This window comes from Lentzea tibetensis (assembly GCF_007845675.1).
GTDB classification, from domain to species: domain Bacteria; phylum Actinomycetota; class Actinomycetes; order Mycobacteriales; family Pseudonocardiaceae; genus Lentzea; species Lentzea tibetensis.
Genome location: NZ_VOBR01000015.1, coordinates 97,608 through 120,903, shown reverse-complemented (window position 1 = coordinate 120,903; position 23,296 = coordinate 97,608). Strand labels below are relative to the sequence as shown.

At 71.5% G+C, this 23,296-nt stretch carries 24 protein-coding genes; 8 read left to right on the top strand and 16 right to left on the bottom strand.

What is annotated here, in order from left to right:
- The first annotated feature begins 236 nt into the window (after window positions 1–236).
- Window positions 237–2,249, top strand: coding sequence for a TerD family protein (locus tag FKR81_RS23690; RefSeq protein ID WP_186763134.1), 2,013 nt, complete (start codon window positions 237–239; stop codon window positions 2,247–2,249).
- Window positions 2,250–2,321: 72 nt separating this feature from the next.
- Here FKR81_RS23690 and FKR81_RS23685 read toward each other — a convergent pair whose 3' ends face one another.
- Genes FKR81_RS23685 through FKR81_RS23670 form a run of 4 tightly spaced genes read right to left on the bottom strand, consistent with a single transcriptional unit; the run spans window position 2,322 to window position 4,355 of the window.
- Complete coding sequence (locus FKR81_RS23685) at window positions 2,322–3,008, bottom strand: aspartate/glutamate racemase family protein (protein WP_146354482.1); 687 nt, start codon at window positions 3,006–3,008, stop codon at window positions 2,322–2,324.
- 10 nt (window positions 3,009–3,018) lie between these two features.
- Entirely contained in the window at window positions 3,019–3,570 is a 552-nt protein-coding gene (locus FKR81_RS23680) for a TIGR03086 family metal-binding protein (RefSeq protein ID WP_146354480.1), read from the bottom strand.
- A gap of 9 nt (window positions 3,571–3,579) precedes the next feature.
- On the bottom strand, window positions 3,580–4,017 hold the full coding sequence (gene tsaA / locus FKR81_RS23675; RefSeq protein WP_146354478.1) for a tRNA (N6-threonylcarbamoyladenosine(37)-N6)-methyltransferase TrmO: 438 nt from the start codon (window positions 4,015–4,017) through the stop codon (window positions 3,580–3,582).
- Window positions 4,014–4,355 carry a VOC family protein gene (locus FKR81_RS23670; protein WP_146354476.1) on the bottom strand — a complete coding sequence of 114 codons (342 nt, stop codon included), beginning with the start codon at window positions 4,353–4,355 and terminating at the stop codon, window positions 4,014–4,016. Before FKR81_RS23670 ends, tsaA begins: the two co-directional genes overlap by 4 nt.
- 74 nt (window positions 4,356–4,429) lie before the next feature.
- Between FKR81_RS23670 and FKR81_RS23665 the strand changes: the two genes are divergently transcribed.
- Together FKR81_RS23665 and FKR81_RS23660 are read left to right on the top strand one after the other, a co-directional pair.
- The gene (locus tag FKR81_RS23665; RefSeq protein WP_146354474.1) at window positions 4,430–5,272 is read left to right on the top strand and encodes a sigma-70 family RNA polymerase sigma factor; all 843 of its coding nucleotides are present in this window, start codon (window positions 4,430–4,432) and stop codon (window positions 5,270–5,272) included.
- A complete protein-coding gene (locus FKR81_RS23660) occupies window positions 5,253–6,026 on the top strand; it encodes a DUF6597 domain-containing transcriptional factor (RefSeq protein WP_146354472.1) in 774 nt (257 codons plus the stop codon). The genes FKR81_RS23665 and FKR81_RS23660 overlap by 20 nt, the downstream gene beginning before the upstream one ends.
- Here the strand turns inward: FKR81_RS23660 and FKR81_RS23655 are convergent.
- From FKR81_RS23655 to FKR81_RS23645, 3 genes are all read right to left on the bottom strand, one after another.
- Window positions 6,000–7,199, bottom strand: coding sequence for an RNA polymerase sigma factor (locus FKR81_RS23655; RefSeq protein ID WP_146354668.1), 1,200 nt, complete (start codon window positions 7,197–7,199; stop codon window positions 6,000–6,002). The two genes, FKR81_RS23660 and FKR81_RS23655, sit on opposite strands and share 27 nt — an antisense overlap.
- 83 nt (window positions 7,200–7,282) lie before the next feature.
- Window positions 7,283–7,717: a YciI family protein gene (locus FKR81_RS23650; protein WP_146354470.1), complete on the bottom strand. Its 435-nt coding sequence runs from the start codon at window positions 7,715–7,717 to the stop codon at window positions 7,283–7,285.
- A gap of 223 nt (window positions 7,718–7,940) precedes the next feature.
- Window positions 7,941–9,191, bottom strand: a complete 1,251-nt coding sequence (locus FKR81_RS23645) for an FG-GAP repeat domain-containing protein (protein ID WP_146354468.1) — start codon at window positions 9,189–9,191, stop codon at window positions 7,941–7,943.
- 254 nt (window positions 9,192–9,445) lie between these two features.
- Here FKR81_RS23645 and FKR81_RS23640 point away from each other — a divergent pair, with 254 nt between their 5' ends.
- Window positions 9,446–9,973, top strand: coding sequence for a fascin domain-containing protein (locus FKR81_RS23640; protein WP_222598378.1), 528 nt, complete (start codon window positions 9,446–9,448; stop codon window positions 9,971–9,973).
- Between the two features lie 72 nt (window positions 9,974–10,045).
- Here FKR81_RS23640 and FKR81_RS23635 read toward each other — a convergent pair whose 3' ends face one another.
- The 3 genes from FKR81_RS23635 to FKR81_RS23625 are packed head-to-tail and all read right to left on the bottom strand — an operon-like array spanning window position 10,046 to window position 12,018.
- The gene (locus FKR81_RS23635) at window positions 10,046–10,894 is read right to left on the bottom strand and encodes an NAD(P)H-binding protein (RefSeq protein ID WP_146354466.1); all 849 of its coding nucleotides are present in this window, start codon (window positions 10,892–10,894) and stop codon (window positions 10,046–10,048) included.
- Complete coding sequence (locus FKR81_RS23630; protein ID WP_146354464.1) at window positions 10,891–11,646, bottom strand: TetR/AcrR family transcriptional regulator; 756 nt, start codon at window positions 11,644–11,646, stop codon at window positions 10,891–10,893. Before FKR81_RS23630 ends, FKR81_RS23635 begins: the two co-directional genes overlap by 4 nt.
- Window positions 11,647–11,694: 48 nt before the next feature.
- Window positions 11,695–12,018, bottom strand: a complete 324-nt coding sequence (locus FKR81_RS23625) for a DoxX family protein (protein ID WP_235921724.1) — start codon at window positions 12,016–12,018, stop codon at window positions 11,695–11,697.
- A gap of 61 nt (window positions 12,019–12,079) precedes the next feature.
- Between FKR81_RS23625 and FKR81_RS23620 the strand changes: the two genes are divergently transcribed.
- Together FKR81_RS23620 and FKR81_RS23615 are read left to right on the top strand one after the other, a co-directional pair.
- Entirely contained in the window at window positions 12,080–12,967 is an 888-nt protein-coding gene (locus tag FKR81_RS23620) for a LysR family transcriptional regulator (RefSeq protein WP_146354460.1), read from the top strand.
- Complete coding sequence (locus tag FKR81_RS23615) at window positions 12,964–13,389, top strand: Ohr family peroxiredoxin (RefSeq protein WP_146354458.1); 426 nt, start codon at window positions 12,964–12,966, stop codon at window positions 13,387–13,389. Before FKR81_RS23620 ends, FKR81_RS23615 begins: the two co-directional genes overlap by 4 nt.
- On the opposite strand, the gene FKR81_RS23610 is transcribed toward FKR81_RS23615, so the two are convergent.
- Both FKR81_RS23610 and FKR81_RS23605 read right to left on the bottom strand, forming a co-directional pair.
- The gene (locus tag FKR81_RS23610; protein WP_146354664.1) at window positions 13,386–13,889 is read right to left on the bottom strand and encodes a GNAT family N-acetyltransferase; all 504 of its coding nucleotides are present in this window, start codon (window positions 13,887–13,889) and stop codon (window positions 13,386–13,388) included. The two genes, FKR81_RS23615 and FKR81_RS23610, sit on opposite strands and share 4 nt — an antisense overlap.
- Window positions 13,890–13,914: 25 nt before the next feature.
- On the bottom strand, window positions 13,915–16,416 hold the full coding sequence (locus tag FKR81_RS23605; RefSeq protein ID WP_222598377.1) for an AfsR/SARP family transcriptional regulator: 2,502 nt from the start codon (window positions 16,414–16,416) through the stop codon (window positions 13,915–13,917).
- A 42-nt stretch (window positions 16,417–16,458) separates the two neighbouring features.
- On the opposite strand from FKR81_RS23605, the gene FKR81_RS23600 reads away from it, so the two are divergent.
- On the top strand, window positions 16,459–17,739 hold the full coding sequence (locus FKR81_RS23600; RefSeq protein WP_146354453.1) for an MFS transporter: 1,281 nt from the start codon (window positions 16,459–16,461) through the stop codon (window positions 17,737–17,739).
- Between the two features lie 1,577 nt (window positions 17,740–19,316).
- Here FKR81_RS23600 and FKR81_RS23595 read toward each other — a convergent pair.
- Together FKR81_RS23595 and FKR81_RS23590 are read right to left on the bottom strand one after the other, a co-directional pair.
- Window positions 19,317–20,567, bottom strand: coding sequence for a hypothetical protein (locus tag FKR81_RS23595; protein WP_146354451.1), 1,251 nt, complete (start codon window positions 20,565–20,567; stop codon window positions 19,317–19,319).
- Entirely contained in the window at window positions 20,560–21,159 is a 600-nt protein-coding gene (locus FKR81_RS23590; protein WP_235921723.1) for an RNA polymerase sigma factor, read from the bottom strand. The genes FKR81_RS23595 and FKR81_RS23590 overlap by 8 nt, the downstream gene beginning before the upstream one ends.
- A 79-nt stretch (window positions 21,160–21,238) precedes the next feature.
- Here FKR81_RS23590 and FKR81_RS23585 point away from each other — a divergent pair, with 79 nt between their 5' ends.
- A complete protein-coding gene (locus tag FKR81_RS23585) occupies window positions 21,239–21,646 on the top strand; it encodes an SRPBCC family protein (protein WP_146354447.1) in 408 nt (135 codons plus the stop codon).
- A 389-nt stretch (window positions 21,647–22,035) separates the two neighbouring features.
- On the opposite strand, the gene FKR81_RS23580 is transcribed toward FKR81_RS23585, so the two are convergent.
- Both FKR81_RS23580 and FKR81_RS23575 read right to left on the bottom strand, forming a co-directional pair.
- On the bottom strand, window positions 22,036–22,788 hold the full coding sequence (locus tag FKR81_RS23580; RefSeq protein WP_146354445.1) for a hypothetical protein: 753 nt from the start codon (window positions 22,786–22,788) through the stop codon (window positions 22,036–22,038).
- Between the two features lie 28 nt (window positions 22,789–22,816).
- Window positions 22,817–23,293, bottom strand: a complete 477-nt coding sequence (locus tag FKR81_RS23575) for a hypothetical protein (RefSeq protein ID WP_146354443.1) — start codon at window positions 23,291–23,293, stop codon at window positions 22,817–22,819.
- Window positions 23,294–23,296 lie beyond the last annotated feature (3 nt).

Below are 23,296 nucleotides of genomic sequence, written 5' to 3'. Positions count from 1 at the left end.
GCCGTCGAGCGTCACGTGGTCGCCGGTCAGGAGGGTGACCCCGGCACCGATCGGTGCGGAGGGTGCGGCCTGCGCCGGGACCGTCACGGCGGCCACCGCCGCCGCCGTGGCCAGTCCGGCCGCGAGCCAGGAACGTCTACTCACACAAACCCCCGGTTCGGTTGCGTTTCCGTTCTCTTTCCGCAGATAAAGACAATTCAGTTCGCGGCGGCGTTGCAATCTGTGAAAATCCTCCGGTGCTCGTGCCGCTGCTGATCCAGAAGACCCTGCGTGTGCCGCTGTCAACCGCTGAACAGGGTGAGGGATCCACAGTGGCCCGCCAGGTCGACGTCGTGCTCATGTCGACGGGCTTCGCCTGCTCACCGGAACTGTTGCGGCACCTGTCCGGACTGCGGCCGCTCGGCGCGATCAACGCGGGCCTGCAGATCCTCGACGCGGTGCGCGGCCTGGTCGGCGACCACGTGCAGCACAACCCGTACTTCCGCGACTTCCCCGCCGGGGTGCCGGACACGTTCGACTTCTGGCTCGAGTGCCTGCGGCTCGCGGCCGGTGACGTGTTCCTCCAGGTCTACGGAAGGGCGCAGCACAGCTACGAGGACATGCTCGCGCGACGTGGCGAGCTGCTCGCGTCCACCAAGGACAAGATCAAGGTCCTGCAGCTCGGCGGCACGCTCGACGAGGAGGCGCGGGCGCACTACCTGACGCTCGCGGCGAGCCCGATCCCGCTGGAGGAGTCCGACCGCGACCTGCTCGGTCTGCTCGCCGTGTGGTGCGCCGACGCGCCGCAGCCGTCCGCGATCCCGGTGCGCGAGAACCGCGCGCTGATCAACCGGGTGCGGCTCGCGCACGGCAGGCCGTTGCTCGTCGACACGGTGACCGACGTGCTTCGGCTGGCGTGCGCGGTGTCCGGCGGTGACGTGACGTTGGAGGAGCCGACGAAGTTCGGGACCTTCGCCCGCCGCGACCGGCGTGCGCTGCTCGGCGCCCTGCACGACGTCGTGAGCGCCCAGCCGGCCAAGCTGGCCGACGTGGCGCGCTTCGGCGAGCGCTGGAAGCGACTCGGTGAGCGGCTGCACCCGCACGAGTACCCGAAGTACCCCGGCGCGGCCGAGGTGTTCGCGGTGGCGCGGGGCGACCGGCGGGTGCCGACCCTGGCGGCACGGGTCGAGGCCGCCTACGCCGACGGCGACGTGGTCGCCGTGACCAAGCTGCTGACGACCGCGCCCGGCATGTTGCTGCGCGGGCTCGACCGCCTGATGTCGACGGCGACCGAGGACGAGGCCGCTCACGTCGTGGACGCGGTGCGCGCGGTCGCGGGCCGGGTGTCCGGGCGGGTGCTGCTGTCCGTGCGCGAGCACCTGCAGAACCGGGCCGCCCCCGGCTGGCGGCGGTTGTTCGTGAACCGGAACGGGCGTGGCGTGGTGGTGCGCGACACGCGTCCGCCGCTGTCCGTTTCGGCTGTGCTGTCCGTGGTGGACGACGAGATCCGGTCGCGGATGCCGGCTGTCGGGTCGCTCGAGGTGGACCCGGACGTGCTGTCGATCGCGGTCCCGCTGTCGGACAAGACGTCGTCCGGCGGGTTCGGCGTGCTGCCGCGCGGTTCGGTCGTGCCCGTGTCCGGTGACCTGGTGCGGTTCTTCACGTACTGGAAGGAGCGCGGCGAGCGGACCGACTACGACCTGTCCGTGCTGCTGCTCGACGACACGTTCCAGTACGACGGACAGGTGTCGTGGACGAACCTGTCCGGCAACGGCGCCACGCACTCCGGAGACTTCGTCGAGGCGCCTGACGGCGCGTCCGAGTTCATCGACCTCAACCTCGCCGAGGTGACGGCCCGGTACGTGGTCCCGCAGGTCAACGTGTTCTGCGGCGAGAAGTTCGACGAGGTGGAGGAATCGTTCTTCGGCTTCATGGACCGCGATCTGCTGCGCGGCGGCAAGCCGTTCGAGCCGCGCACCGTGCGGGCGAAGTCCGACCTGCGCGGGCGTGGCCGGGTGGCGCTGCCGCTGGTGTTCGCGCGGGATGACGACGGGAGCTGGTCCGCGAAGTGGCTGCACCTGTACCTGGGCGGCAGCCCCGGCTTCAACCGGGTGGAGACCAACGCGGTCACGACGTCCGACCTGGCCGCGTCGGTGGTGCGGCGCGAGTACCTGACCATGCGGTACCTGGTGGACATGGTGCGCACGACCGGTGAGGGGCCGGCGCTGCGCGTGGATCTGACCAACTTCGGGACGCTGGTGCCGGACTAGGTTAGGGTGATCACGAGGCCATGGGGCGACTTCCTTCTCCTCCAGTGAATCCAGTCGTCCCGCTTTCCTCACTCACCCGCGCAGTGCCAGCTCCACCGCCGCCTCGACGTGCAGCCGCGTCGTCGGGAACGTCGGCAGTGGACAGTCGTCGGGCTTGATCAGCAGCTCGATCTCGGTGCAGCCGAGGATGATCCCCTCCGCCCCGTCGAACCGGCCGATGACCTCCTGGTAGGCGGCGCGCGAGCTGTCCCGCACGATCCCGAGGCACAACTCGTCGTAGATGATCCGGTGCACGGTGGCCCGGTCCTCGGCGTTCGGCACCAGCACGGTGAGCCCGTGACTCTCCAGCCGCCCGCGGTAGAAGTCCTGCTCCATGGTGAAGCCGGTGCCGAGCAGCCCGACCCTGCTGAGCCCGGCCTTCTTCACGGCGTCCGCGGTCGTGTCGCCGAGGTGGACGAGCGGGATGCCGATGGCCTGCTGCACCTCGTCCGCGACCTTGTGCATGGTGTTGGTGCAGAGCAGGAGCAGATCCGCGCCCGCGGCCTCGACCTTCGCCGCGGCCGCCGCGAGCAGCTTGCCCGCGTCGTCCCAGCGGCCGGCGACCTGCATCTCCTCGACCTCGGCGAAGTCCACCGAGTACAGCACGCAGTGCGCGGAGTGCAGGCCGCCCAGCCGTTCCCGGACGAGCTCGTTCACGAGGCGGTAGTACTCCGCGCTGCTCTCCCAGCTCATCCCGCCGAGCATTCCGATGGTCAGCACACCCCCAGCTTTACACGGGTGTGCGTCCCGTGGCCGCGAGGAGCTTCTGGAACGGGTCGGCGTCCGCAGGCACGTCCACGGGCGCGCCGAACACGTTCATCTCGCGCGCGGTCGGGCCCATCTGGTCGACGAGCTCGAACAGCGCGGTCACCGCGTCCGGGTCGGGCGTGAAGTCCTGGCCGGTGGCGTGCGCCAGGTCCCACGCGTGGACGGTCAGGTCGAGCAGCGCCATCCGGCCGACCGTGGTCGCGGGCAGTCCCATCTGGCCGGACGTGCCCTCGTCGGCACCGGGCGCGGCCCACGCGGCGACCAGCTCCTCCGCCTCGGTGGCGAACAGCGCGCGCCAGTCGCCGGTCAGGCGGTCCGGCGTGGTGCTGAAGTCCGCCATGCGTTTCGCAGCCAGCTCCTGGAAGCTGATCACGACGTGCAGCAGGTGGTTGAGCAGGTCCCCGACCGTGTACTCGGCACACGGCGTGCGTGCGTCGAGCTGGTCGTCGGTGATGTTCCTGATCACCGGTTCGGCCTGCTTGCGGGCTCCGTCGAGCAACGAGCTGATCTTCATGCCCCCACGCTACGAAGTCGCGCCGCCGGTCTCTTGAACAAACGCGACACGCTCGGTGTCCAGCACCGGCTTCACGTCGAGCACGGGCGTCCCGTCGACCGCCTCCAGCGGCGTGACCAGCACGCGGAGCCCGTCGACCGCCACGACCCGCACCCGGTGCAGCCCGATCGGGTTCGGCCGGTCCGCGGACCGGGTGCTGAACACGCCGGTCACCGGGTTGCGCGGGTCGTCACGCGGATGGACGGCGAGCACGTCGCGCCGGGCCAGGTGCAGCCAGGTCAGCACGAACACCTCGGCGCCGGGCCGGATGTCGCGGAGGGCGTCGGCGACTTCGGGGGTGAAGGCGATCCACGCCTCGGGTGCGCCCTCGACGCCCTGCTTCGGCGCGGACGCGGGGTCGGTCAGCGGCGACTCGACGCGGCCGACGGGCCTGACGTCCACGGTCACGCGGGCTGCTGGGCGATGCCGATCATGTTGCCGTCGGCGTCCTTGAGAGCGGCGACGAGCAAGCCTCCGCCCACGTCCTTCGCGTCCTCGACGACCGTGGCGCCCGCCCCGGCCAGTGACTCGAGCGACTTCGCGATGTCGTCGACGAAGTAGTACGGGGTGGCGCCGGTCAGGCCCCGCTGCTGCCCGTTCGGCACGAGGCCCACGTCCTGGCCGTCGGCGCTGAAGGCGACGTAGTACGGCTGGTCCACGTACGGCTCCACGCCGAACAGCGTGCTGAACAGCGTCTTCGCCTGCGCGAGGTCCTGGACCGGGTAGAGGATCGTCTTGAGCGCCATGGCCGTCTCCTGTCACATCATGTCGTTGTCGGGCTGTCAGTGATATGACACGCGGCGACGGAGGAATGTGACTGATGAACACCGACGACTTCGAGCAGCACCGGACGCACCTGACCGCGGTCGCCCAGCGCATGCTGGGTTCACGGGTCGAGGCGGAGGACGCCGTCCAGGAGGCGTGGCTGCGGATCAGCACCGCCGACACCAGCGGCGTGGACAACCCGGCTGGCTGGCTCACCACCGTGGTCGCGCGGGTGTGCCTCAACATGCTCCGGTCACGGGAGACGCGCCGCGAGGAGCCACTCGAAACGCACACCCCGGAGACGGTCGAGGGGCCGGAGCAGGACGCGGTCATCGCCGACTCCGTCGGGCTCGCGCTGCTGGTCGTGCTCGACGCGCTGAGTCCCGCCGAACGGCTCGCGTTCGTGCTGCACGACCTCTTCGCGCTGCCGTTCGACGAGATCGCGCCGGTCGTCGGCAAGTCGACCGCGGCGACGCGGCAGCTCGCGAGCCGGGCCCGCCGCCGCGTGCAGGGCGCCCAGCCCGGCCAGCAGGCCGCGAAGAAGGAGATCGTCAGGGCGTTCATGGACGCCGCGCGCGGCGGCGACATGGGCAGGCTGCTCGAGCTGCTCGACCCGGACGTCGTGCTGCGCTCGGACGCCGCGGCGGCCGCGATGGGCTCCGAGGCCCTGGTCGTGGGGCAGCGGGACGTGGCAGGGGCGCTCTGCGGAAAGGCGAAGGCCGTGCGGCTGGCGTTGCTGGACTCCGCACCCGGCGCGGTGTGGACGCACCGCGGCGAGCTGAAGGTGGCCTTCGAGTTCACCATCGCGGACGGTTTGATCACCGGTATCGAGCTGGTGGCCGATCCCGAGTACCTGGCGGAGCTGGAGGTGGAGTTCCTTGGCCGCACCGCGCCGTGACACGCGGGGCATCGTCAACGCGCCCGAGTTGTTCTCGCGGGTGCGGTTCCGGCGGCGGCTGCCCGCCGAGCCGCTGCGCCGCTACCTCGAGCACTACTGGCTGATCGACGGCCACCTGCCCGAGCCGTACACCACGCACGTGGTGCCGCACCCGTCGGTGAACCTGGTGTTCCAGCCGGGCGGCGGTGAACTGGCCGGCGTCGGGCTGGACCTGTTCAGCCACACGATGCTCGGTGACGTGCGGATCTGCGGAGTGCAGTTCCGGCCGGGCGGGTTCCGGCCGTTCCTGCCGGAGCACCCGGTGTCGCGCTGGACCGGGCTGCGGGTGCCGTTCACCGAGATCCCGTGGCAACAGATCGTCGGCCCGGATGACGAGGACGCCCGCGTCCAGGCACTCGACGACGCACTGCTGGCGCGCGATCCGAAACCGGACCCGCAGGTCGACGAGGCGATGGAAGTCGTCCAGCACATCCGCACCGACCGCGAGATCCGCAAGGTCACCGACCTCGGCCTGCCGGTGCGGTCGCTGCAACGGCTGTTCAACGCGCACGTCGGCGTCAGCCCGAAGTGGGTGATCCTGCGCTACCGCATCCACGAGGCGCTGGAGCGGGCCGCGACGAACGTCGACTGGGCGCGGCTGGCCGCCGAGCTGGGCTACAGCGACCAGGCGCACCTGGTGCGGGACTTCACCCAGACCATCGGGGTGCCGCCCAGCGCGTACGCCAGGTCAGCAGTCGGCGGCGCGCCCGAGTAGAAAGGCGCGTTCGCGTTCGTTGCGGGTGAGCGACGCGGCCCGTTCGAACTCGGCGCGGGCCTCGTCGGTGCGGCCGAGCTTGTGCAGCAGGTCGCCGCGCACGCTGGGCAGCAGGTGGTAGTCCTTCAACGCCTTCTCGCCGAGGAGCTGGTCGACCAGCTCCAGCCCCACCTCAGGGCCGAACGCCATCGACATCGCGACCGCGCGGTTGAGCTCCACGATCGGCGACGGGGTGATCTGGGCGAGCGCCGCGTAGAGGAACGCGATGCGCCGCCAGTCCGTGTCCTCCGGTGTGCGGGCCCGCGCGTGGCACGCCGCCAACGCGGCCTGCACGAGGTACGGGCCGGGTTCCTGGCCGAGCGTCTCGGCGCGTTCGAGCGCGGCCAGGCCGCGGCGGATCAGCAGCTGGTCCCAGCGGCTGCGGTCCTGTTCGAGCAGCAGCACCGGTTCGCCGTTCGGGCCGGTGCGCGCGCGGGACCGGGAGGCCTGGATCTCCATCAGCGCGACCAGCCCGTGCACCTCGGGCTCCTTCGGCGCCAGCTCGGCGAGGATGCGGCCGAGCCGCAACGCGTCCTGGCACAGCTCGGGCCGCATCCAGTCGTCGCCCGCGGTCGCCGAGTAGCCCTCGTTGAAGATCAGGTAGATGGCCTCGAGCACGGACGAGAGCCGTCCGGCGAGCTCGGGACCTTCGGGCACCTCGAACGGCACGCCGGCGTCGGCCAGCGTCTTCTTCGCCCGCACGATGCGTTGCGCGACGGTCGACTCGGACACGAGGAACGCCCGCGCGATCTCCTCGGTCTTGAGCCCGCCGAGCATCTTCAACGTCAGCGCGACGCGCGCCTCGGTGGTGAGCACCGGGTGGCAGGCGGTGAACATGAGGCTCAGCAGGTCGTCGCCGATCTCGTCCTCGATGCCCTCGCTCGCGTCGGGGGTGACCTCGGTGAGCTCGCGGCCGATCTCCTCGACCTTGCGGTTGAAGTTCTCCTTGCGCCGGATCGTGTCGATCGCGCGGCGCTTGGCGGTGGTCATGAGCCACGCACCCGGATTGTTCGGCACGCCGTCGTTCGGCCACTGCTCCAGCGCGGCCACGAGTGCGTCCTGCGCGAGCTCTTCCGCGAGTCCGACGTCGCGCACGTATCGCGCGAGTGCGGCGATGACCTTCGCCGACTCCATTCGCCAGACCGCGTCGATGGTGCGGTGCACCGAGGTTGTAGTCGCCCCCACGGGCCACTGTCTACCTCAGTGCACCGCAGGTGTCACTTCTGCTGCTGCGACTCGATGCGCTCGCGCTGCGAGTCCTCCTGGGCGCGCAGCTCGGGGGTGTACTCGTCGCCGAAGTCCTCGGCCTCGAAGATCTGCCGGATCTCGATCTCGGACTCGGTGCCCTCCGGGTCGCTCGGCACCTTCTTGACCCACTCGACGCACTCCTCGAGCGACTTCACGTCGAGCACCCAGAAACCCGCGATGAGCTCCTTGGTCTCGGCGAACGGGCCGTCCACGACGGTGCGCTTGTCACCGTTGAACTTGACCCGCGCGCCACGGGAGCTGGGGTGCAGGCCAGCGCCGTCGAGCATGATGCCCGCCTTCACGAGCTCCTCGTTGAAGTTGCCCATCGCGGTCAGCAGCTCGGTGCTGGGCATGACGCCGGCCTCGGTGTCGGCGTTGGCCTTGACGATCACCATGAAGCGCATCTGGATCTCCCTGAGTCGTTGTCTCCGGTTGTTCTACTCAGGCGTCGAGCGGCCGCGACCCGGTTTCGACATTTCGCCTTGAATGTGACCGGCGTCACATCCAGTGGCTTCCGCGGTCTGCGGCCCAGCGCGCGAACGAGGTGCCGAACCCGCTGGCGTCGGTCCAGGGGGTTCGGCCGCCCGAGGGTTGGTGACCTCAGTTGCAGGAACGGACGAGTGCGGGTCAGAACCCGCCGTCGCCGCGTGCCACGGCGGTGAAGACGCCCGCGTTGCCGAACCCGACGATGTCCGCGCGCCCGTCACCGGTGATGTCGGTCGCGAGCCGCACGTGCAGAGCGTCCCGCCAGCCCGAGTTGAACCCGAAGTCGGCGAGCACGAAGCCCGCCGGAGCGAACCCGCCGTCGCCGCGTGCCACGGCGGTGAAGACGCCGGCGTCGCCGAACCCGACGATGTCCGCGCGCTTGTCACCGGTGATGTCGACGACCGTCCTCGGCCGGTCCGCGCGCCATCCCGAGCCCGCTCCGAACGTCTCGGACGCGGGCGCGAAATCGGCGAACGTGCCCGCGAAGCGCGACACCGCGGAGTGCGAACCGGGTTCGACCTGGCCGAACGCCACGAGGTCCGCCTGGCTGTCGCCGGTGATGTCCGCGATCGCGTCCATGAGTTGGGGCGACGACGTCGTGTTCGACTGCGCCGGGATCGACGCGGGGTACGTGCCGCTGCCGTCGCGCCGGGGCGTGGCGGTCACGATGCGGATCGGCCCGTTCGTCCTGAACGCCAGCAACTCCGCGCGTCGGTCGCCGGTCACGTCGGCGACCCGGATCGCGTCGAACGGGAAGCCGTTGAACGTCGTGCTGAACTCCGAGGTCGCGAAGACCGGGCCGGTGTACCGGCCGTCCGCCTGTGCGATCGCGATGTCGATCCCGCGGGGGCTCGAGCTGTACAGGTCGTTGCGGCCGTCCGCGTTGACGTCCGCGACGAAGAACCTGCTGAACGGACGTCCCGTGCCGAACGCCGCGAGCACGAACTGGGGCGGGGCGAAGCCGCCGTTGCCCAGCGACATCGCCGTGAAGACACCGGCGTTGCCGATGCCGACGATGTCCGCGCGCCCGTCACCGTTGACGTCGGTGACGAAACGGGGGTGCTGCGGGATTCGCCAACCCTGGTCGAAGCCGAAGTCGGCCAGCACGAACTGCGCCGGGCCGAACCCGCCGTCGCCGCGTGCCACGGCGGTGAAGACGCCCGCGTTGCCGAACCCGACGATGTCCGCGCGCCCGTCGCCGGTGATGTCGGCCAGGAAGCGCGGGTGCCGGTCCACGCGCCAGCCCTGGTCGAAGCCGAAGTCGGCCAGCACGAACGGCGCCGAGGCGGTGGTAGGTGGTGCGGGCCCGTCGGCCGCTGGCGCGGCCGCGGTGCCCGCCAGCAGGCTGGCCGCGACCGCCGCCAGTGCTGTGACGATGCGCTTCGCTGACATGTGCCTTCTCCCCTGTGTCGCGGTGTGTTCCACCAGGTACGGCGTTCCACCCCGTTCCAGCGGGCGACGGTCGGCGTGCCGGGTTGTGCAGGTCTCCGGAAACGACCACGCCGGTCACAGGACCCCGGTTGCCTGCGTGCCCTTTGGTCACCCGCTACGGCGTGACACGGCCGTTCCAGCCACGTGCTGGAACGGCGTGGAACGCCGACTGGATGCGCGTCCCAGAGGGGGACCGCGTCGGAAGGAGAGTCATCGTGCAGCTTCGGAGCAAGATCCTGGGCATGCTCACGGCAGGCGGGTTCGCCGCCGCGAGCCTGGTGGGCGCGGGGACAGCACAGGCCGCCACCGATCCGAACACGTGCTTCATCCGGACCCACGACGGCCACTACGTCACGGCCGTCGGTGGCGGTGGACGGTCGAGCGACGTCATGCACACCAACGCCACGGTGCCCTCCACCTGGGAGCGGTTCACCATCGTGTACTCGGGCGACGGCGTCCACTACGGCCTGCGGACCGCGTTCGGCTACTACGTGACCGCGGTCAACAGCGGCGGTCTGAGCAGCAACAACGTCCCCGACGTCCTGCACACCGACGCGACGGTCCTGCGAAACTGGGAGAAGTTCACCTTCGCGGTCGACGGTGACGGCAAGTACGGGCTCCGCGCCTTCGACGGCCACCTGCTCAGCGCGGTCGGCGGCGGGGGCCGCAGCAGCAGGGCCTTCGACTCGAACCGGACCGTGCTGGACACGTGGGAGAAGTTCGCCTTCACCTGCAACGTCTGACCTGCGGCGGGTGTTGTCTTCCCTCGTGATTTCGCGCGGCACGGCGCTGGGGCGCCGCGCCGCGCGAAACACTCAGTCCGGACGCTGCCCCGCCCAGTCATCACGATGATCGTCGGCCCAGCGCGCGAACGACAGTCCTGGACGCCCCAGCACGCGCTCGACATCGGGCGACGGCGTCAGGTCCCACACCGTCTCCGCCTCGCCGCCTTCGTAGCCCTCCTCGCCGAGCAGGAACGGCGCGACCTGCGCCGCGAACCCGCCCTGACGCCGGTAGAACTCGAGCGCCTCGGCCGTCGTGACGTCCCTGATCCGCAGCTCACGGCCGATCGCCTGACCGACGCACGCGACCTGCTCGCGCGTCGTGAGCACCTGCGGCCCGGTGAGCGTGTACGCCTGCCCGGCGTGGCCGTCGTCGAGCAGCGCCCGCACGGCCACCGCCGCGATGTCGGCCTCGTGCATCGGGTAGCTCTGCGCGTCCGGGTTCGGTTCCCACACCGTGCCGTCCGCGCGCACCGACGGCCCCCACATGAACAGCCTGTTCAGCGCGAACTCACCGGCGCGCACGTGCGTCCACTCGGCGCCGGACGCCTCGACGGCCTGCTCGACCGGCAGGTGGAACTGGGTGTCCATGCCGAACGTGACCGCGCCGGACGACAGCACGACGAACCGCCGCACGTCCTTCGCCCGCGCGACGACCTCGTGCGCTGTCTCCGCGACGGGGAAGAGGTACACCCGGTCGACGCCGTCGAACGGCACCGAGTCCGGCTCGGTCAGGTCGCCCCGCACGACCTCGACCTGCGCCGGGAAGTTCGCCTTCGCCGGATCGCGCGTCAGCGCCCTGACCTGCTCCCCCGCCTCGACCAGCTCGTTCACCACGAGCCTGCCCACGTGCCCGGTCGCGCCGGTCACCAGGATCGTCACCGGAAGCTCCCCTCGATGCCGTCCAGCAGCCGCTGCAGCCCGAACGCGAACGCGGTGTCGGACTGGTCGGCCGTGCTGTCGTTGAACGCGCCCTGATGCCACAGCCGGGTCATCGCGGGGTACTTCTCGACGTCGAAGTACTCGTCCCAGAACACCTGCCGCGCGTCCCACCAGGCGTCGTTGGACTGCCCGGTGACGCGTTCGAGCTGCTCGGTGTCCGCGACGGCCGCCACCGCGCCGTCGACGAACGTGATGATCGCGCCCATCGCGGCCGTGACCTGGCGCGGTGCGAGCGCGGTCTCGGACAGCGCGGCGAGCAGGAACTCCTCGCCTGCCATCAGCCCCGGCCCGAGTGGCGGCCGCACCATCGAGACGTCGCGCAGCCACGGGTGCCGCTGGTAGGCGTCGCGGGTCCGCTGCGCGTACAGCTCGACCTGCGCGCGCCAGCCGTCGGGACGCGGCTCGCCGGTCGCGGGCAGGTCCCGTTCCAGCAGCACCGCGTCGATCATCAGGTCGACCAGCTCGGCCTTGCCCGGCACGTGCGTGTACAGCGACATCGTTCCGAGGCCCAGCTCCTTGGCGACGCGGGCCATGGACATCGCGGCGAGCCCGTCGGCGTCCGCGGCGGCGACGGCCGCGGTGATGATCTGGTCCACGGTCACCTTCGGCTTGCGTCCGCGCTTGGCCTCCGGTTCCGCGCGCCACAGCAGCGCGACCGTGCGCGCGGGGTCTCCGCCACCAGTGCGTTCCACCCGTCCCCCTCATATCCGTATGCCATACGGACAACAATACCGTACGTGCTACGGAAATAGGGTCAGTGCGGCGAGCGCGAGGAACGCGAGCGGGCCGGCGATCGTGCGGAAGGCCCGTGCGCGGACGTGGACGACCGTGGCTCCGGTGAAGAACAGCACAAGCCCGATCGCCGCTGCCTCCCCGATGAACGGGACGCCCAGCAGCCCGAGCAGGAGACCCGCCGCACCGGCCGCCTTCAGCCCGCCGAGCAGCGGGAGCCAGGACGGATCGACGTGGACCGCGGACGAGTTGGCGAGCACGAACTTCGCGCGGGCGAAATCAGCGGCGGCGACGCCCGCGTTGGCGGCGATCGCGAGGATGGTGATGATCACCCTGCCCACCTTGCTCCGCCCGCCGATTTGCGTCCAATACCTGCATCTATAACCTTGCGGAATGGACGTGGACACGCGGCTGCTGCGCTACTTCGCCATCGTCGCGGAGGAGGGCAGCCTGACCCGCGCCGCCGAGCGGCTGCTCGTGTCCCAGCCCGCGCTGACCAAGCAGGTGAAGCAGCTGGAGTCGCAGCTCGGCGTGCGGCTGTTCACCCGCTCGCGCACAGGCATGGCGCTGACCGGACCGGGCCGGCTGCTGGCAGAGCGGGTGCCGTCGCTGCTGGCGACCTGGAACCAGGTGCTGCGGGAGACGAGGCACGCGGCCAGCCGGGAGGCGCGGGTGCTGCGGGTCGGGTTCATCGGCAGCGCCGCGAACGAGGCGACCCAGGACATCATCGCCGCGTTCACCATCCGCAGGCCGGGCTGGCGGGTCGAGATGCGGCAGGCGTCGTGGGCGAACCCGTCCGCCGGGCTCGCCGACGGCGACGTGGACGTGGCACTGGTGCGGCTGCCGTTCCCCGGCCAGGACGCGCTGCGGGTCGAGGTGCTGCTCACCGAACCCCGCTTTGTCGCGCTGCCGTCCGCGCACCCGCTGGCCTCGCGTGACGTGATCGCGTTCCACGAGCTGTGGGACGAGCCGTTCGTCGCCGCACCGCCGGAGACGGGCGCGTGGCGCGACCACTGGCTGGCCACCGGCGAACGCGACGGCCACCCGGTCCGCATCGGCGCCGTCACCGACCAGCCCGACGACTGGCTCAACGCCATCGCCAACGGGTACGGCGTCGCGCTCGCGCCGGCGTCCAACGTCCGCTTCTACGCGCGTCCGGGCGTGGTCTACCGGCCGGTGACCGGCGTCAGCCCCAGCCAGGTCGCCGTCGCGTGGGCACCCGCCGACACCAACCCCGTCGTCGGCGACTTCGTGCGCTGCTGCCTAGACTCCCGCCCGTGACGACCGAGCTGAACAAAGTCCTGTACACGGCCAAGGCGAACGCCGTCGGCGGCCGTTCCGGCACCGTGGTGACCGACGACGGGCGGCTCGACGTCCAGCTCGCCCCGCCGCGCAAGAAGACGCCCGGCGCCACCAACCCCGAGCAGCTGTTCGCCGCGGGCTTCGCGGCCTGCTTCACCTCCGCACTGGCCGAGGTCGCGGCCGAGCACGGCGTCGACGCCTCGCAGGCCGAGGTGTCCTGCGAGGTCGACCTGGGCACCACGTCCACGCCCGGCGGCTACGGCCTCGGCGTGCGGATCGAGGTCGCCGTGCCCGGTGTGCCCGCCGAGAAGCTGCAGGACCTGCTGCACGCCGCCGACGCGACGTGCCCCTACTCCGAGGCCGTGCGCGGCAACATCCCGGTAGTGCTCAAGGCGCGTTAGGCCCGGCGGGACTCGAGCCAGCTCTCGCGGGTGAGCTCGTAGGCGACCTCGCCGTGCTCGGAGCCGGGGATCGGCTCCGGCCAGTCCTGGAAGAACGTGCGGACGTGCCGCAGCCCGCACTTCTCCATGACGCGCCGCGACCCGGCGTTGACGAACATCGTCTCGGCGACGACCCGCCGCACGCCGTTGGCGAACCCGTGCTCGATGAGCGCGAGCGAGCCCTCGGTGGCGAGGCCGCGCCCCCATGCGGACCGGTGCAGCCGGTACCCGAGCTCGACGGTGTCGTCGGCGAGGGCGCGGAACTCGAACCAGCCGAGGAACCGGCCGGTGGCCTTCTCGGTGGCGACCAGGAAGTCCGGCGTGAGGTAGCGCGGGAACTCGGCGACGACGGCCTCGCGGGACATCGGCACGCCGCCGAACAGGTAGCGCAGGACCTCTGGGTCGGCGTTGAGCTCGACCAGGTCGTCCACATCGGACTCGGTGAACCGCCGCAGCACCATCCGTTGGGTCTCCACCTGGTGGTTCCTACCCGAGTGCCAGCACCTTGTGCATCCGATATTGCGACCGGTACAGCTCGACGGCCTCGGCGTACGCGGCGCTGGGGTCGCGGCCGAGCAGCTTGAGCGCGTGTCCCATCTCCTCCAGCGTGATCGCCTCGCCGAACGGGGTGTCGGCGGCGCGCATCAGCTCGAGCGACCGCCGGTAGAGGTCGAGCGAGGCGTCCTCGCGGCCTTCCACCGCCCGCAGGTAGCCGAGGTTGGCCAGGTTCTCGGCTTCACCGACGCGGTCACCGTGCGCGCGGAACAGCTCCAGTGCGCGCTCGATGTGCGTGCTGTCGCGTGAGCCGAGCTGCAGGCCGTACCAGCCGACGGCGGTGTGGGCGAGCGCCAGCCACAGGTCGGCGGACGCCATCCGCTCGTACGCCTCGAGTCCGCGCTCGGCCAGCTCCAACGCCCGCGCGTAGTCGCCCCGGTGCGCCAGCACGCGGGCCATGGAGAACTCGGTGTGCGTGATGTTCACGCCGTCCGCGAACCGCATCGCCTCGTCGAGCTGAGCCATGGCCGTCACCGTGTCGCCGAGCTGGGAGTTCGCGATGGCCAGCGCCCGGTGGCCGAGGTGACGGGCGAGCCGGTCGCCGATGCGTTCGGCCGCGGCGAGCCCGTCGGTCCACGTGGCCCTGAGGTCGAGGAGCAGGCCGCGCCAGTGGTGGTAGCCGTCCATCACCCACGCCAGCCGCCACACGTCGTCGTCCCAGCCCAGCTCGATCGCCCGCCGCTGGACCGCGCGCAGGCAGGTGTGCTCGGCGGCGAACCAGGCCAGCGGGTCGGCGGGCGTGGCGAGTGGCGTGACGTCGATCGGCAGCCGGTAGAGCTGGAGCCGCCGGTCGGCCGCGAACGCGGTGCCGAGGTAGAAGTCCACGAGCCTGCGGGTCGCCGCCGGATCGGCGTGCTGCTCGGCGGCGAAGAGCCGCACCAGGTCGTGCATCCGGTAGCGGCCGGGAACGTGCTGCTCGACCAGGTGCGCGTCCTCCAGCCTGCGCAGCTCGTGGCGCACCTGGCGTCCGGCGAGCGCGCCCGCGGCGTCCAGGCTCACGTCCGGCCCCGGTGCCAGGCCGAGCAGGCCGAACACCTCGACGGTCTCCGCGTCCAGTGCGCGCAACGACCACGAGAACACCGCGCGCAGGCTCGCGCTCAGATCACCGCCGTCCAGTGCGCCGAGCCGATCCTCCCGCAGCTCCCGCACGAGATCGGGCACGGCGTGCGCCCGCGCGGCGGCGATGCCCAGCGCCAGCGGCAGCCCGCCGCACAGCTCGACCACCTCACCCCAGGCCTGCTCGTCGTCGTCCTGGCGGCGAAACGCGCTCAGGTGTGCGTGCAGGACCTCGCGGGCGTCACCGGTGTTCAGCGCGGTCAGCGGGACCGGTCGGGCGCCGTGCGCGGTGATCAGACCGTGCAGCCGATTTCTGCTGGTCACGAGCACGGTCGCGGTACCGCCGGGCAGCAGCGGCACCACCTGAGCCGCGTCGCGGGCGTTGTCCAGCACGACCAGCATCCGCCGCCCGGCGGTGATCGTCCGGTACAGCGCGACCTGGTCGTCCAGCTCGACCGGCGGCTCGGCCACGCCCAGAGCACGCAGGAACCCGCGCAGCGCGACCTCGACCGGGGCGGGCTGGCGCGCCGGGTCGAACCCGCGCAGGTCGACGTGCAGCGCACCGTCCGGGAAGTCGTGCGCATGAGCCCAGTGGAGCGCGAGCCACGTCTTCCCGACGCCTCCGGGCCCGCTGATCACCGAGATGCCGCCGAGCGTGATCCGCGCCAGGTCCGCGTCCCGCGCGGCGAACGCTCGAGGCGGGGCGGGCAGCTGGCGCGGCACGGTGTGCTGAGAGGGTCCGAGCACCTCGAGGTGCCGTTGCCGCAGCAGTGGTCCCGGCTCGACGCCCAGCTCGTCGATCAACGTCCGCCGGGTCCGGTCGTAGTGCTCCAGCGCGTCGGCGGTGCGTCCGGCGAGGTGCAGCGCGACCAGGTACTGGGCGGCGAGCCGTTCGTCCAGCGGCCGCTGCGCGCACCGCGCGGCCAGTCGCGCCAGGTCGACCGGGCGTCCGTCGCGCAGGGCGTGGTCGACGACCTCCAGCTCGGCGGCGTCGCGTTCGCGCACCAGCGCGGCCCGCACCTCGGTGAACCACGGCGAGTCCAGCTCGGCGAACGGCTCGCCGCGCCACAGCGCCAGTGCCTCTTCCCATCGCCCCGAAGCCACCAGTGACCGGAACCGGGAGACGTCCACAGTGGAGGGAGTGATCACGTACCCGGCGGGCTGCCGCACGATCGGCACACCGGCGGACTTGAGCCGGGAGAGGTAGCTGAACAGGGTGCGCCGCGCAGTCCGCGGCACCTCTGGGCCCCACACGCGTTCGGCGAGCCGATCCACCGGCACCGGCGCGTCGAGCAGGACGGCCGCGAGCACGGCGCGCTGGCGCAGCGGTCCGAGATCGACCCCCGCCTCCACCGGCCCGAGCAGCGCGAACTCCACGGCACAACATTCGCACATCCGTGAACGGCGACCGTGTCGACCATGAACCGCTTCTGGTCCGCGACCATCGTGTCCGAGCTGGGCACGCACGTCACGACGCTCGCCATGCCGCTGTTCGTGCTGACCGTGCTGCACGGCTCCGCCACCGACGTCGGCCTGCTCAACGCCGCCCGCTGGCTGCCGTACCTCCTCTTCGGACTGCTCGCGGGCGCGCTGGTCGACCGCTGGCGCCGGGTGCCCGTCCTGGTGACCTCGGACATCGGCCGCGCGGTGCTCCTGACGGTCGTCGCGCTGTTCGTCCGCGACTTCACGCTCCTGCTGGCGATCATGCTCGTGGTCGGCCTCCTGTCGCTCGGCCACGACGTGGCGACCCAGTCGTTCCTGCCGCGCCTCGTCCCCACCGACCGGCTGCCCACCGCCAACGCCCGGCTCGCCCAGACCGGATCGGCGGCGGCCGCCACCGGACCACTGGCCGGCGGCACGCTGGTCACCGTGCTCGGCGCGCCGCTGTCGATCGTGCTCGACGGGTTCTCCTACCTGGTGTCGGGCCTGCTCACCGCGACGGTCCGGGTGGACGAGCCGCCCGCACCGGCCAAGCGCGGCACGATCCGCGAGGGCCTGGCCTGGGTGTACCGGCACCCGATGCTCAAGCCGCTCGCGCTCAACACCCACGCGTGGATGGTGTTCTCCAGCGCGGCGGGCGCGGTCTACGTCCCGTTCGCGACGCTCGACCTGCACCTGAGCCCGTTCGAGCTGGGCGTCACGCTGGCGTTCGCCGGGGCGGGCGGGGTGCTCGGCGGTGCGGTGTCCGGCTGGGCGGCGCGCCGGTTCGGGCTCGGCCGCAGCGCGGTGACCGCGCGGTTCCTGCCGCTGGTGGCGTTCGCGATCATCGCGTTGTCGCACGACTGGACGGGCGCCGCGGCCGGGCAGTTCCTGTTCTGGCTGGGCATCGGCATCGAGAGCCCGAGCACCATCGCCTATCGCCAGTCCGTCACGCCGGACCGGTTGCAGGGGCGGATGAACGCGACGATCCGGTCGTTCAACTGGGGTGTGGTCGCCATCGGCGCGCCGGTCGGCGGCTGGCTCGCCGACCACACCGGCCACCGCACGACGTTCTGGGTGGCGGTCGCCGGGTTCGCGCTCACCGCCGTCACGTTCGCCTGCTCGCGGTTCCGCCTGGTGTCAGCGCCCCCAGCCGTCGGGGCTGTTGGGGCTGGTCAGCCTGCCGATGTCGAGCGGGTGCAGTGCGTTGCGGCGGCTGCGGAGCCTGCCGCGGATCCGGTGCTGCCGCAGCGCGAGCGCGTCGACGACGTCGAACGGTGACGACTCGGTCGACGCGTGCCGGTACCAGTTGCCGAGCACCTCGAACGTGAAGTCCACCACCAGCAGCCCGCCCTGTCCGAGCACGTCGTCGCCGTCGGCGGAGAACATGCCCGCGTGCAGGGTGAGGTTGCGGGCGCCGTAGAGCGCTTCGAGCAGCGTGCGCAGCCGGACCTCGGTGTCGCCCAGCCACTCCGCGCACGACGCCGGCGACGCGAGCCGGGCCCGCCACTCGGCGACCTGCCGCGCCGCGAGCGGAGCCAGCGGCAGCCCGTCCACCGCGGCACGGGCGTCGACGAGTGCTCGCGGGTCGCGGTCGCGGTGCGGGAGCAGGACGTCGGCCCACGCGTTGAGGTCGCACAGCCGCCGGTGCTCGTCGACCTCGGCGTGTCCGGCGATCACCGCGAGCGCCGGGTCGAACGCGCGACTGCCGGTGAACTTGGACGTCGCGGTGACGGACTGGTGCACGAGCTGGTGCGTCTCGGCGATCTGCTGCCGCATGGCCTGCAACGACAACGCGGCCGCCAGCCGTTCGGGCTTGCGGTGCACGCCGCACGCCTCCAGCGCGGACCAGGACAGCGCGGCGGCGGCCAGCGGCGACTCGGTCACCCGCGCCAGGTGCGCCATGCGCAGGCCCTCGCGCATGCCGGACGGCCAGTGCGGCACCAGCGGATGCGCCCGGCGAACGGTCACCCGCCGCGCACCGACCTCCTCGGTGTCCAGCGCGCCCACCCGCGCCACCAGCACGCGCGGGTCGAGCGTGATCGTGAGCAGCCGGTGCCCGGCGACGTACTGGTCGAGCAGCTCGGTGACGCGGCGCTTGGCGAGCCGCCCGGCGCTGGGCTTGTCGACCGCGTCGACCTCGATGCCGACGACGCACCCGCTGACCTGGGCCAGGAACTCCCGCAGCCGCACGGTCGACGGGCCCCACCGAGACTCGGCCGTCAGGTGCCGGGCGGACGGCTCCAGAGTGGACAGTCCGACCAGCTCGCGCACACCCTGCACGACGCAGGCGACCTGGCAGCGCTGGGGTGGCGGCAGCAGCACGTCCACCACGTCGTCCAGCGGCGCCCGCACGAGCGCCCGTTCGAGCGCGGTGACGTCCCGCCCGGTCGACGCGACCAGGCACGCCATCTCGTCGGCCGCCCGGTCGAGGTCGTCACCGGACTTCCAGGCGGCCCGGAACTGTTCGACCACCGACGGCCGCAGCCCCGGCAGCAGCGCGCCGAGCCGTGCGGCGTGATCGGCGGCGTTGATCCGGAACTGCCGGTCGTTGCACGCGGTGTCCGCCGCGACGTCCGCCAGCACCTCGGCGCAGTCCGGCGGCGCGACGGCCTCGGCGTTGGCGCACAGCCGCCACAGCAGGTTGCGCATCGGCTGGCCGAGCGCGGCGTGGCTGAGCAACGCGGCGTGCGCGCGTGGCACCTCCGACGCCGCACCCGCGATCGACGCGACGTGCTGGCTGAGCAGACTGGCAGGCTCGACGGCGCGGAGCACCCGTTGCAGCAGGTAGATCTGCGCATCGGTGGCACCGCGCTCGCCGAGCCGGCCGAGCAGTTCGGCGTCGAAGCCGCGGAAGGTCACTCCCGCAGACTAATTTCCTCCAGCACCGCACCGGACGCGTCCTTCACGGTGATCTTCGCCGTGGTGTCGGGCGGTACCGGTCCCGGCAGCACGTACGTGCCGTTCGAGATCACCGCCGACTGCTCGGGCAGGCCGGGTGCGGTGGCCGTGATCGACGTGGCCCGCTGGTCGAGCACCTGCCCGACGATCGCCCGCTTGTCGCTGCTGGAGCTGCCGTTCTCATCGGCCCTGAAGTCGAAGTAGTACCACTCGGCGCTGATCGTGTTGTACCGCTGGCCCTCACCGGCACCCACGTGGTCCTGCACGAGCATCATCAGCTCCTGACCGGCCTGGTAGCGGCACTGGAGCAGGAGGTCGCCGAAGCGGCCCAGCTGCACCTCGCTCTGCTCGCTGAACTTCACGTGGGCGCCCGCGACGAACTGGTCCCGGTCGGGAACCGCGAACTGCTGGTCCGCGAGGCAGGCCTGCAGCCGCTGACCGGCCTCCGACGTGCGTTCCGCCGGTGGCTGCGGCCGGTCGACGACCGGCGGGGTGACGGCGGGGACGTCGGCGATGGGCACCTCGTCCCCGTCGATCAGGAACGAACTCGGGTCGCCCGCCCGGCTGAACCCGCCCGGCACCAGGAACAGCGAGTCGACCACCGCGGCGTGGCCACCGGAGACGATGGTGTGGTTGCCGACGGGCAGGCTGCGGTTGACCCCCAGGTGGCGCACACCGGGTGGCACGAGACCCGCGATCGCGCCGTTGGGCGCGGCGAACAGGATGCGGGCGGGCGCTCCGCCGAGCTCCTGCCGCACAGGCGCGGAGACCGCGGCGGTGGTGGCGGTGGTCGTGCAGAAGATCCGGCCTGCCGGGACCTCGAACGCGGCGATCGTGACGCCGTTCGAGAACACGGACAGGACCGGCCGCCACTGCGCCACCGGCGGGTTCTCCGGCTTCGCAGCGGCGCAGCGTTCGGCCATGCCCGGTGGCGCGAAGCTGCGCTTGATGTCGTACAGCTCGGTCATGTCGAGCCCCTGGAACTGGGGCGGGCCCGAGGTGGGCGGGGTGGCGAGCGGCGTGGTGCCGGGCGACCAGATGGCCTGGCCCGTCACGACGGCGCCCGCGGCGAGCGCGGCGACGGTGGCCGCGATGGTGAGCGGCCCGCGCCACGCGGGCGGCTTGCGGTCGAGCCCTTCGACGAGCTCCTGGCGGGCCTTGTCCCGCACGTGGTCGGGTAGCGGCTGGAACGGCGGCAGGTCAGTCATGGGTGGTCCTCGCGGTCAGTTCACGCAGGCGGGAGCGGGCACGGGAGACGCGGGAGCGGACGCTCACCTCTGCGATGCCGAGCGCGGTCGCGGCGTCGGACGTCGACAGCTCGCCCAGCAGGCACAGCTGGGCGACCTCGCGTTCGGCTCTGGGCAGCTGGTCGACGGCGGCGACGACCTCGCGCAGGCGTTCCCGCGCGTCCATCCGGTCGGTGACGTCCTCGGCGTGGTCGCGTTCGTGCTCGGTGCTCAGCCGGGACAGCATCCGCAGTCTCCGCTTGCCCGCGCGCCACTCGGTGCGGGCCAGGTTGGCCGCCACGGTGTACAGCCAAGGCAGCGCGGACTCGCGCACCAGCACCCCGTCGCCGCGCTTGCGCCACGCGGTGAGGAACGTCGCCGAGAGCATGTCCTCGGCCGCCGTCCAGCTCGCGGTGAGCCGGTAGACGTAGTTCCACACCGCCTCGGCGTGCCGCTCGAACAGCGTGGTGAAGGCGCCGTGATCCCCCTGTGCGATGAGCTGCCACAACTCGGCGTCGGACGGTGACGCGTCCAGCGTCGTCACCCCCGTGCAGTAGCTCGTTCTCGTTGTCACACCCGGTCTGGTGCCGGTCGGACCCGCGTGTTGCAGATCAGGACCGAAGATGTCCGCAGTGCGGCCTACAGTCGGCCCCATGGTGACAGGGCAGACGAAGGACGTCGGCTGGAACATCGGGGTGTCGAAGACCGTGCCATACCCGATCGAGGCGGTGTGGGAGCTGCTGACCAGCCCCGAAGGCATCGCGATCTGGCTCGGCGACGGTGTCGCGTCGATCGGCGGGAAGGGCGACCGCTACGAGACGACGTCCGGCACGAAGGGCGAGATCCGCAGCAACCGCCCGCACGACCGGATGCGGCTCACCTGGCGTCCGGCGGACTGGGACCACGACACGACGATGCAGGTGGCGGTCGTCGCGCAGGCCGGGCGGACACTGCTGCGGTTCCACCAGGAGTGGCTCGCCGACGCGGACGAGCGGGAACGGCAGCGTTCGCACTGGCAGCGGGTGATGACGGCGTCCGTGGAAGCCCTCGCGCAGGCGTAGCGAGGCGTGATGGCAAGATCACTGCGTGCCGACGACTCCCCCTCCCGGCGCCGAGCCGGAGAACGCAGCCACGATGCCCCTGCAGGCCGTTCAGTCCGCGCAGGCGACGCCGACACCACGCCCGCAGAAGTCGATTCCACGCCGCATCGCGCGCCGGATCCTAGGTCCGACGCTGTTCCTCAGGAAGGACTGAACTCGCTACCGGTCGGGGACCTGGCCGATCCCGCCGCACACACGGCAGGCGGTCCGGTCCTCGTTGAGTCCAGAACCAAGGCAACGGCTGCACTCTTTCACCCACCCAGTGTCCGGTCCACAGTGGCCGGTGTGCAGCCGCCGAGCGGGGAACGCGCCCGCAATTATGGGTGATCCCCATGGTTGACCCAGAGTGATCAAACTGATCCGGCCGGGTGTTCGAGTTCATTCGCCTGGGCGCAGTTGCCCGCCACGACGCCAGCGCGTTCGGCGGCGGGCAACCTCCACCACCCAGAACACCCGCGCGGGCACGGATGCGACATCTCGTGCAGCACAAGGCCCTCCGGGCCGGGCACCGGTTGCTTCCAGTACATCGTTCCGGACCCCTGGCACAGCGTGCAGGGGTCCTCTTCGCACTCCACGACAACTCCGTACTGGTCCGGCGGTGACTGTGCACAAGTAAGTACTCCACACCGGACACTCCCGGCAATTACTCGATCGTGGAGCGCCGGGTGAACGTCATGATCCAGTTCTTCGCCCAGGTGACGCCGCCGTCGTAGGAGAAGGACTGCTCCCCAGACCGGCGTCTCCCCCGGCGTCCAGTCGAACCGGACCCGCACCGGCTGCCCGCCGACGACGTCCTCGCCGAGGAAGACCCCGTGCCCGTCGGCGAATCCGCCCTCCACCGGCGGGTCGAGGTGGCCGGGCTGCCGGGTCGACGCCCACCAGATCCGCCAGACGTCGCGCTCGGTGTCGTACAGCCGCAGTGGCATCCCCTCGAAGTCCAGGGCGACCATGTTCTCCACGGTGCCGATCCCGCCGAGCACCGGCCACACCTCGGTCGTCGCGGGGAACTCCACCCATTCGGTGCCGCGGCCGGCGATGTCGGCGATCTTGCGGTGGTGCACGTGCCACCGGCCGTGCAGGAAGTCGAAGTCGGTCGCGCTCATCGGGCCGGACTCCCCGTCCAGTCGTTCCTCACCGCCCGACCGTCCCCTCGGGAAAGGTGTCCGCGAGGTACCCGGCGAGGTCCGGTTCGTCCGGCGCGAGCATGTGCCGCACCCACGCGGAGCGCTCGTGCTCGAGCGGCGGCAGCTCCCACACGCAGCCGATCAGGTCCTTGGCGATCACCGTGAACGACGTGAGGTCGTCGCCGTGGCTGCCGAGGAACGGCTGGTCGCCGGACGCCGCGGTGCGGCAGTGCAGCACGTTGTCCCACACCCAGTTGTAGGCGTTGAGGTACATCCCCGCCGCGCCCTTGTGCAGCACCGTCACGGTGACCGGCGGCGTCGGGTCGGCGAAGTCCGGGTACAGCTTCGGCAGGAACTCGAACGCCGCGTCGCGCACGGAGGGGTCGATCACCAGTCCCGGAGTGGTGACCTCGTACCGCTTCACGTGTCTGCCGTTGACGACAACGGGGTCGAGAACCCGCAGGTCCTTCTCGGAAAAGCCCATGTC

Coding starts and splice junctions, on each gene's coding strand:
- FKR81_RS23620 (WP_146354460.1), top strand. CDS start 12,080: ATGGACGTGGACACGCGGCTGCTGCGCTACTTCGCCATCGTCGCGGAG.
- FKR81_RS23580 (WP_146354445.1), bottom strand. CDS start 22,788: ATGAGCGCGACCGACTTCGACTTCCTGCACGGCCGGTGGCACGTGCAC.
- FKR81_RS23575 (WP_146354443.1), bottom strand. CDS start 23,293: ATGGGCTTTTCCGAGAAGGACCTGCGGGTTCTCGACCCCGTTGTCGTC.
- FKR81_RS23680 (WP_146354480.1), bottom strand. CDS start 3,570: ATGAAGATCAGCTCGTTGCTCGACGGAGCCCGCAAGCAGGCCGAACCG.
- FKR81_RS23595 (WP_146354451.1), bottom strand. CDS start 20,567: ATGACTGACCTGCCGCCGTTCCAGCCGCTACCCGACCACGTGCGGGAC.
- FKR81_RS23600 (WP_146354453.1), top strand. CDS start 16,459: ATGAACCGCTTCTGGTCCGCGACCATCGTGTCCGAGCTGGGCACGCAC.
- FKR81_RS23650 (WP_146354470.1), bottom strand. CDS start 7,717: ATGCGCTTCATGGTGATCGTCAAGGCCAACGCCGACACCGAGGCCGGC.
- FKR81_RS23585 (WP_146354447.1), top strand. CDS start 21,239: ATGGTGACAGGGCAGACGAAGGACGTCGGCTGGAACATCGGGGTGTCG.
- FKR81_RS23655 (WP_146354668.1), bottom strand. CDS start 7,199: ATGGAGTCGGCGAAGGTCATCGCCGCACTCGCGCGATACGTGCGCGAC.
- FKR81_RS23645 (WP_146354468.1), bottom strand. CDS start 9,191: ATGTCAGCGAAGCGCATCGTCACAGCACTGGCGGCGGTCGCGGCCAGC.
- FKR81_RS23670 (WP_146354476.1), bottom strand. CDS start 4,355: ATGGCGCTCAAGACGATCCTCTACCCGGTCCAGGACCTCGCGCAGGCG.
- FKR81_RS23610 (WP_146354664.1), bottom strand. CDS start 13,889: ATGGTGCTGCGGCGGTTCACCGAGTCCGATGTGGACGACCTGGTCGAG.
- FKR81_RS23665 (WP_146354474.1), top strand. CDS start 4,430: ATGAACACCGACGACTTCGAGCAGCACCGGACGCACCTGACCGCGGTC.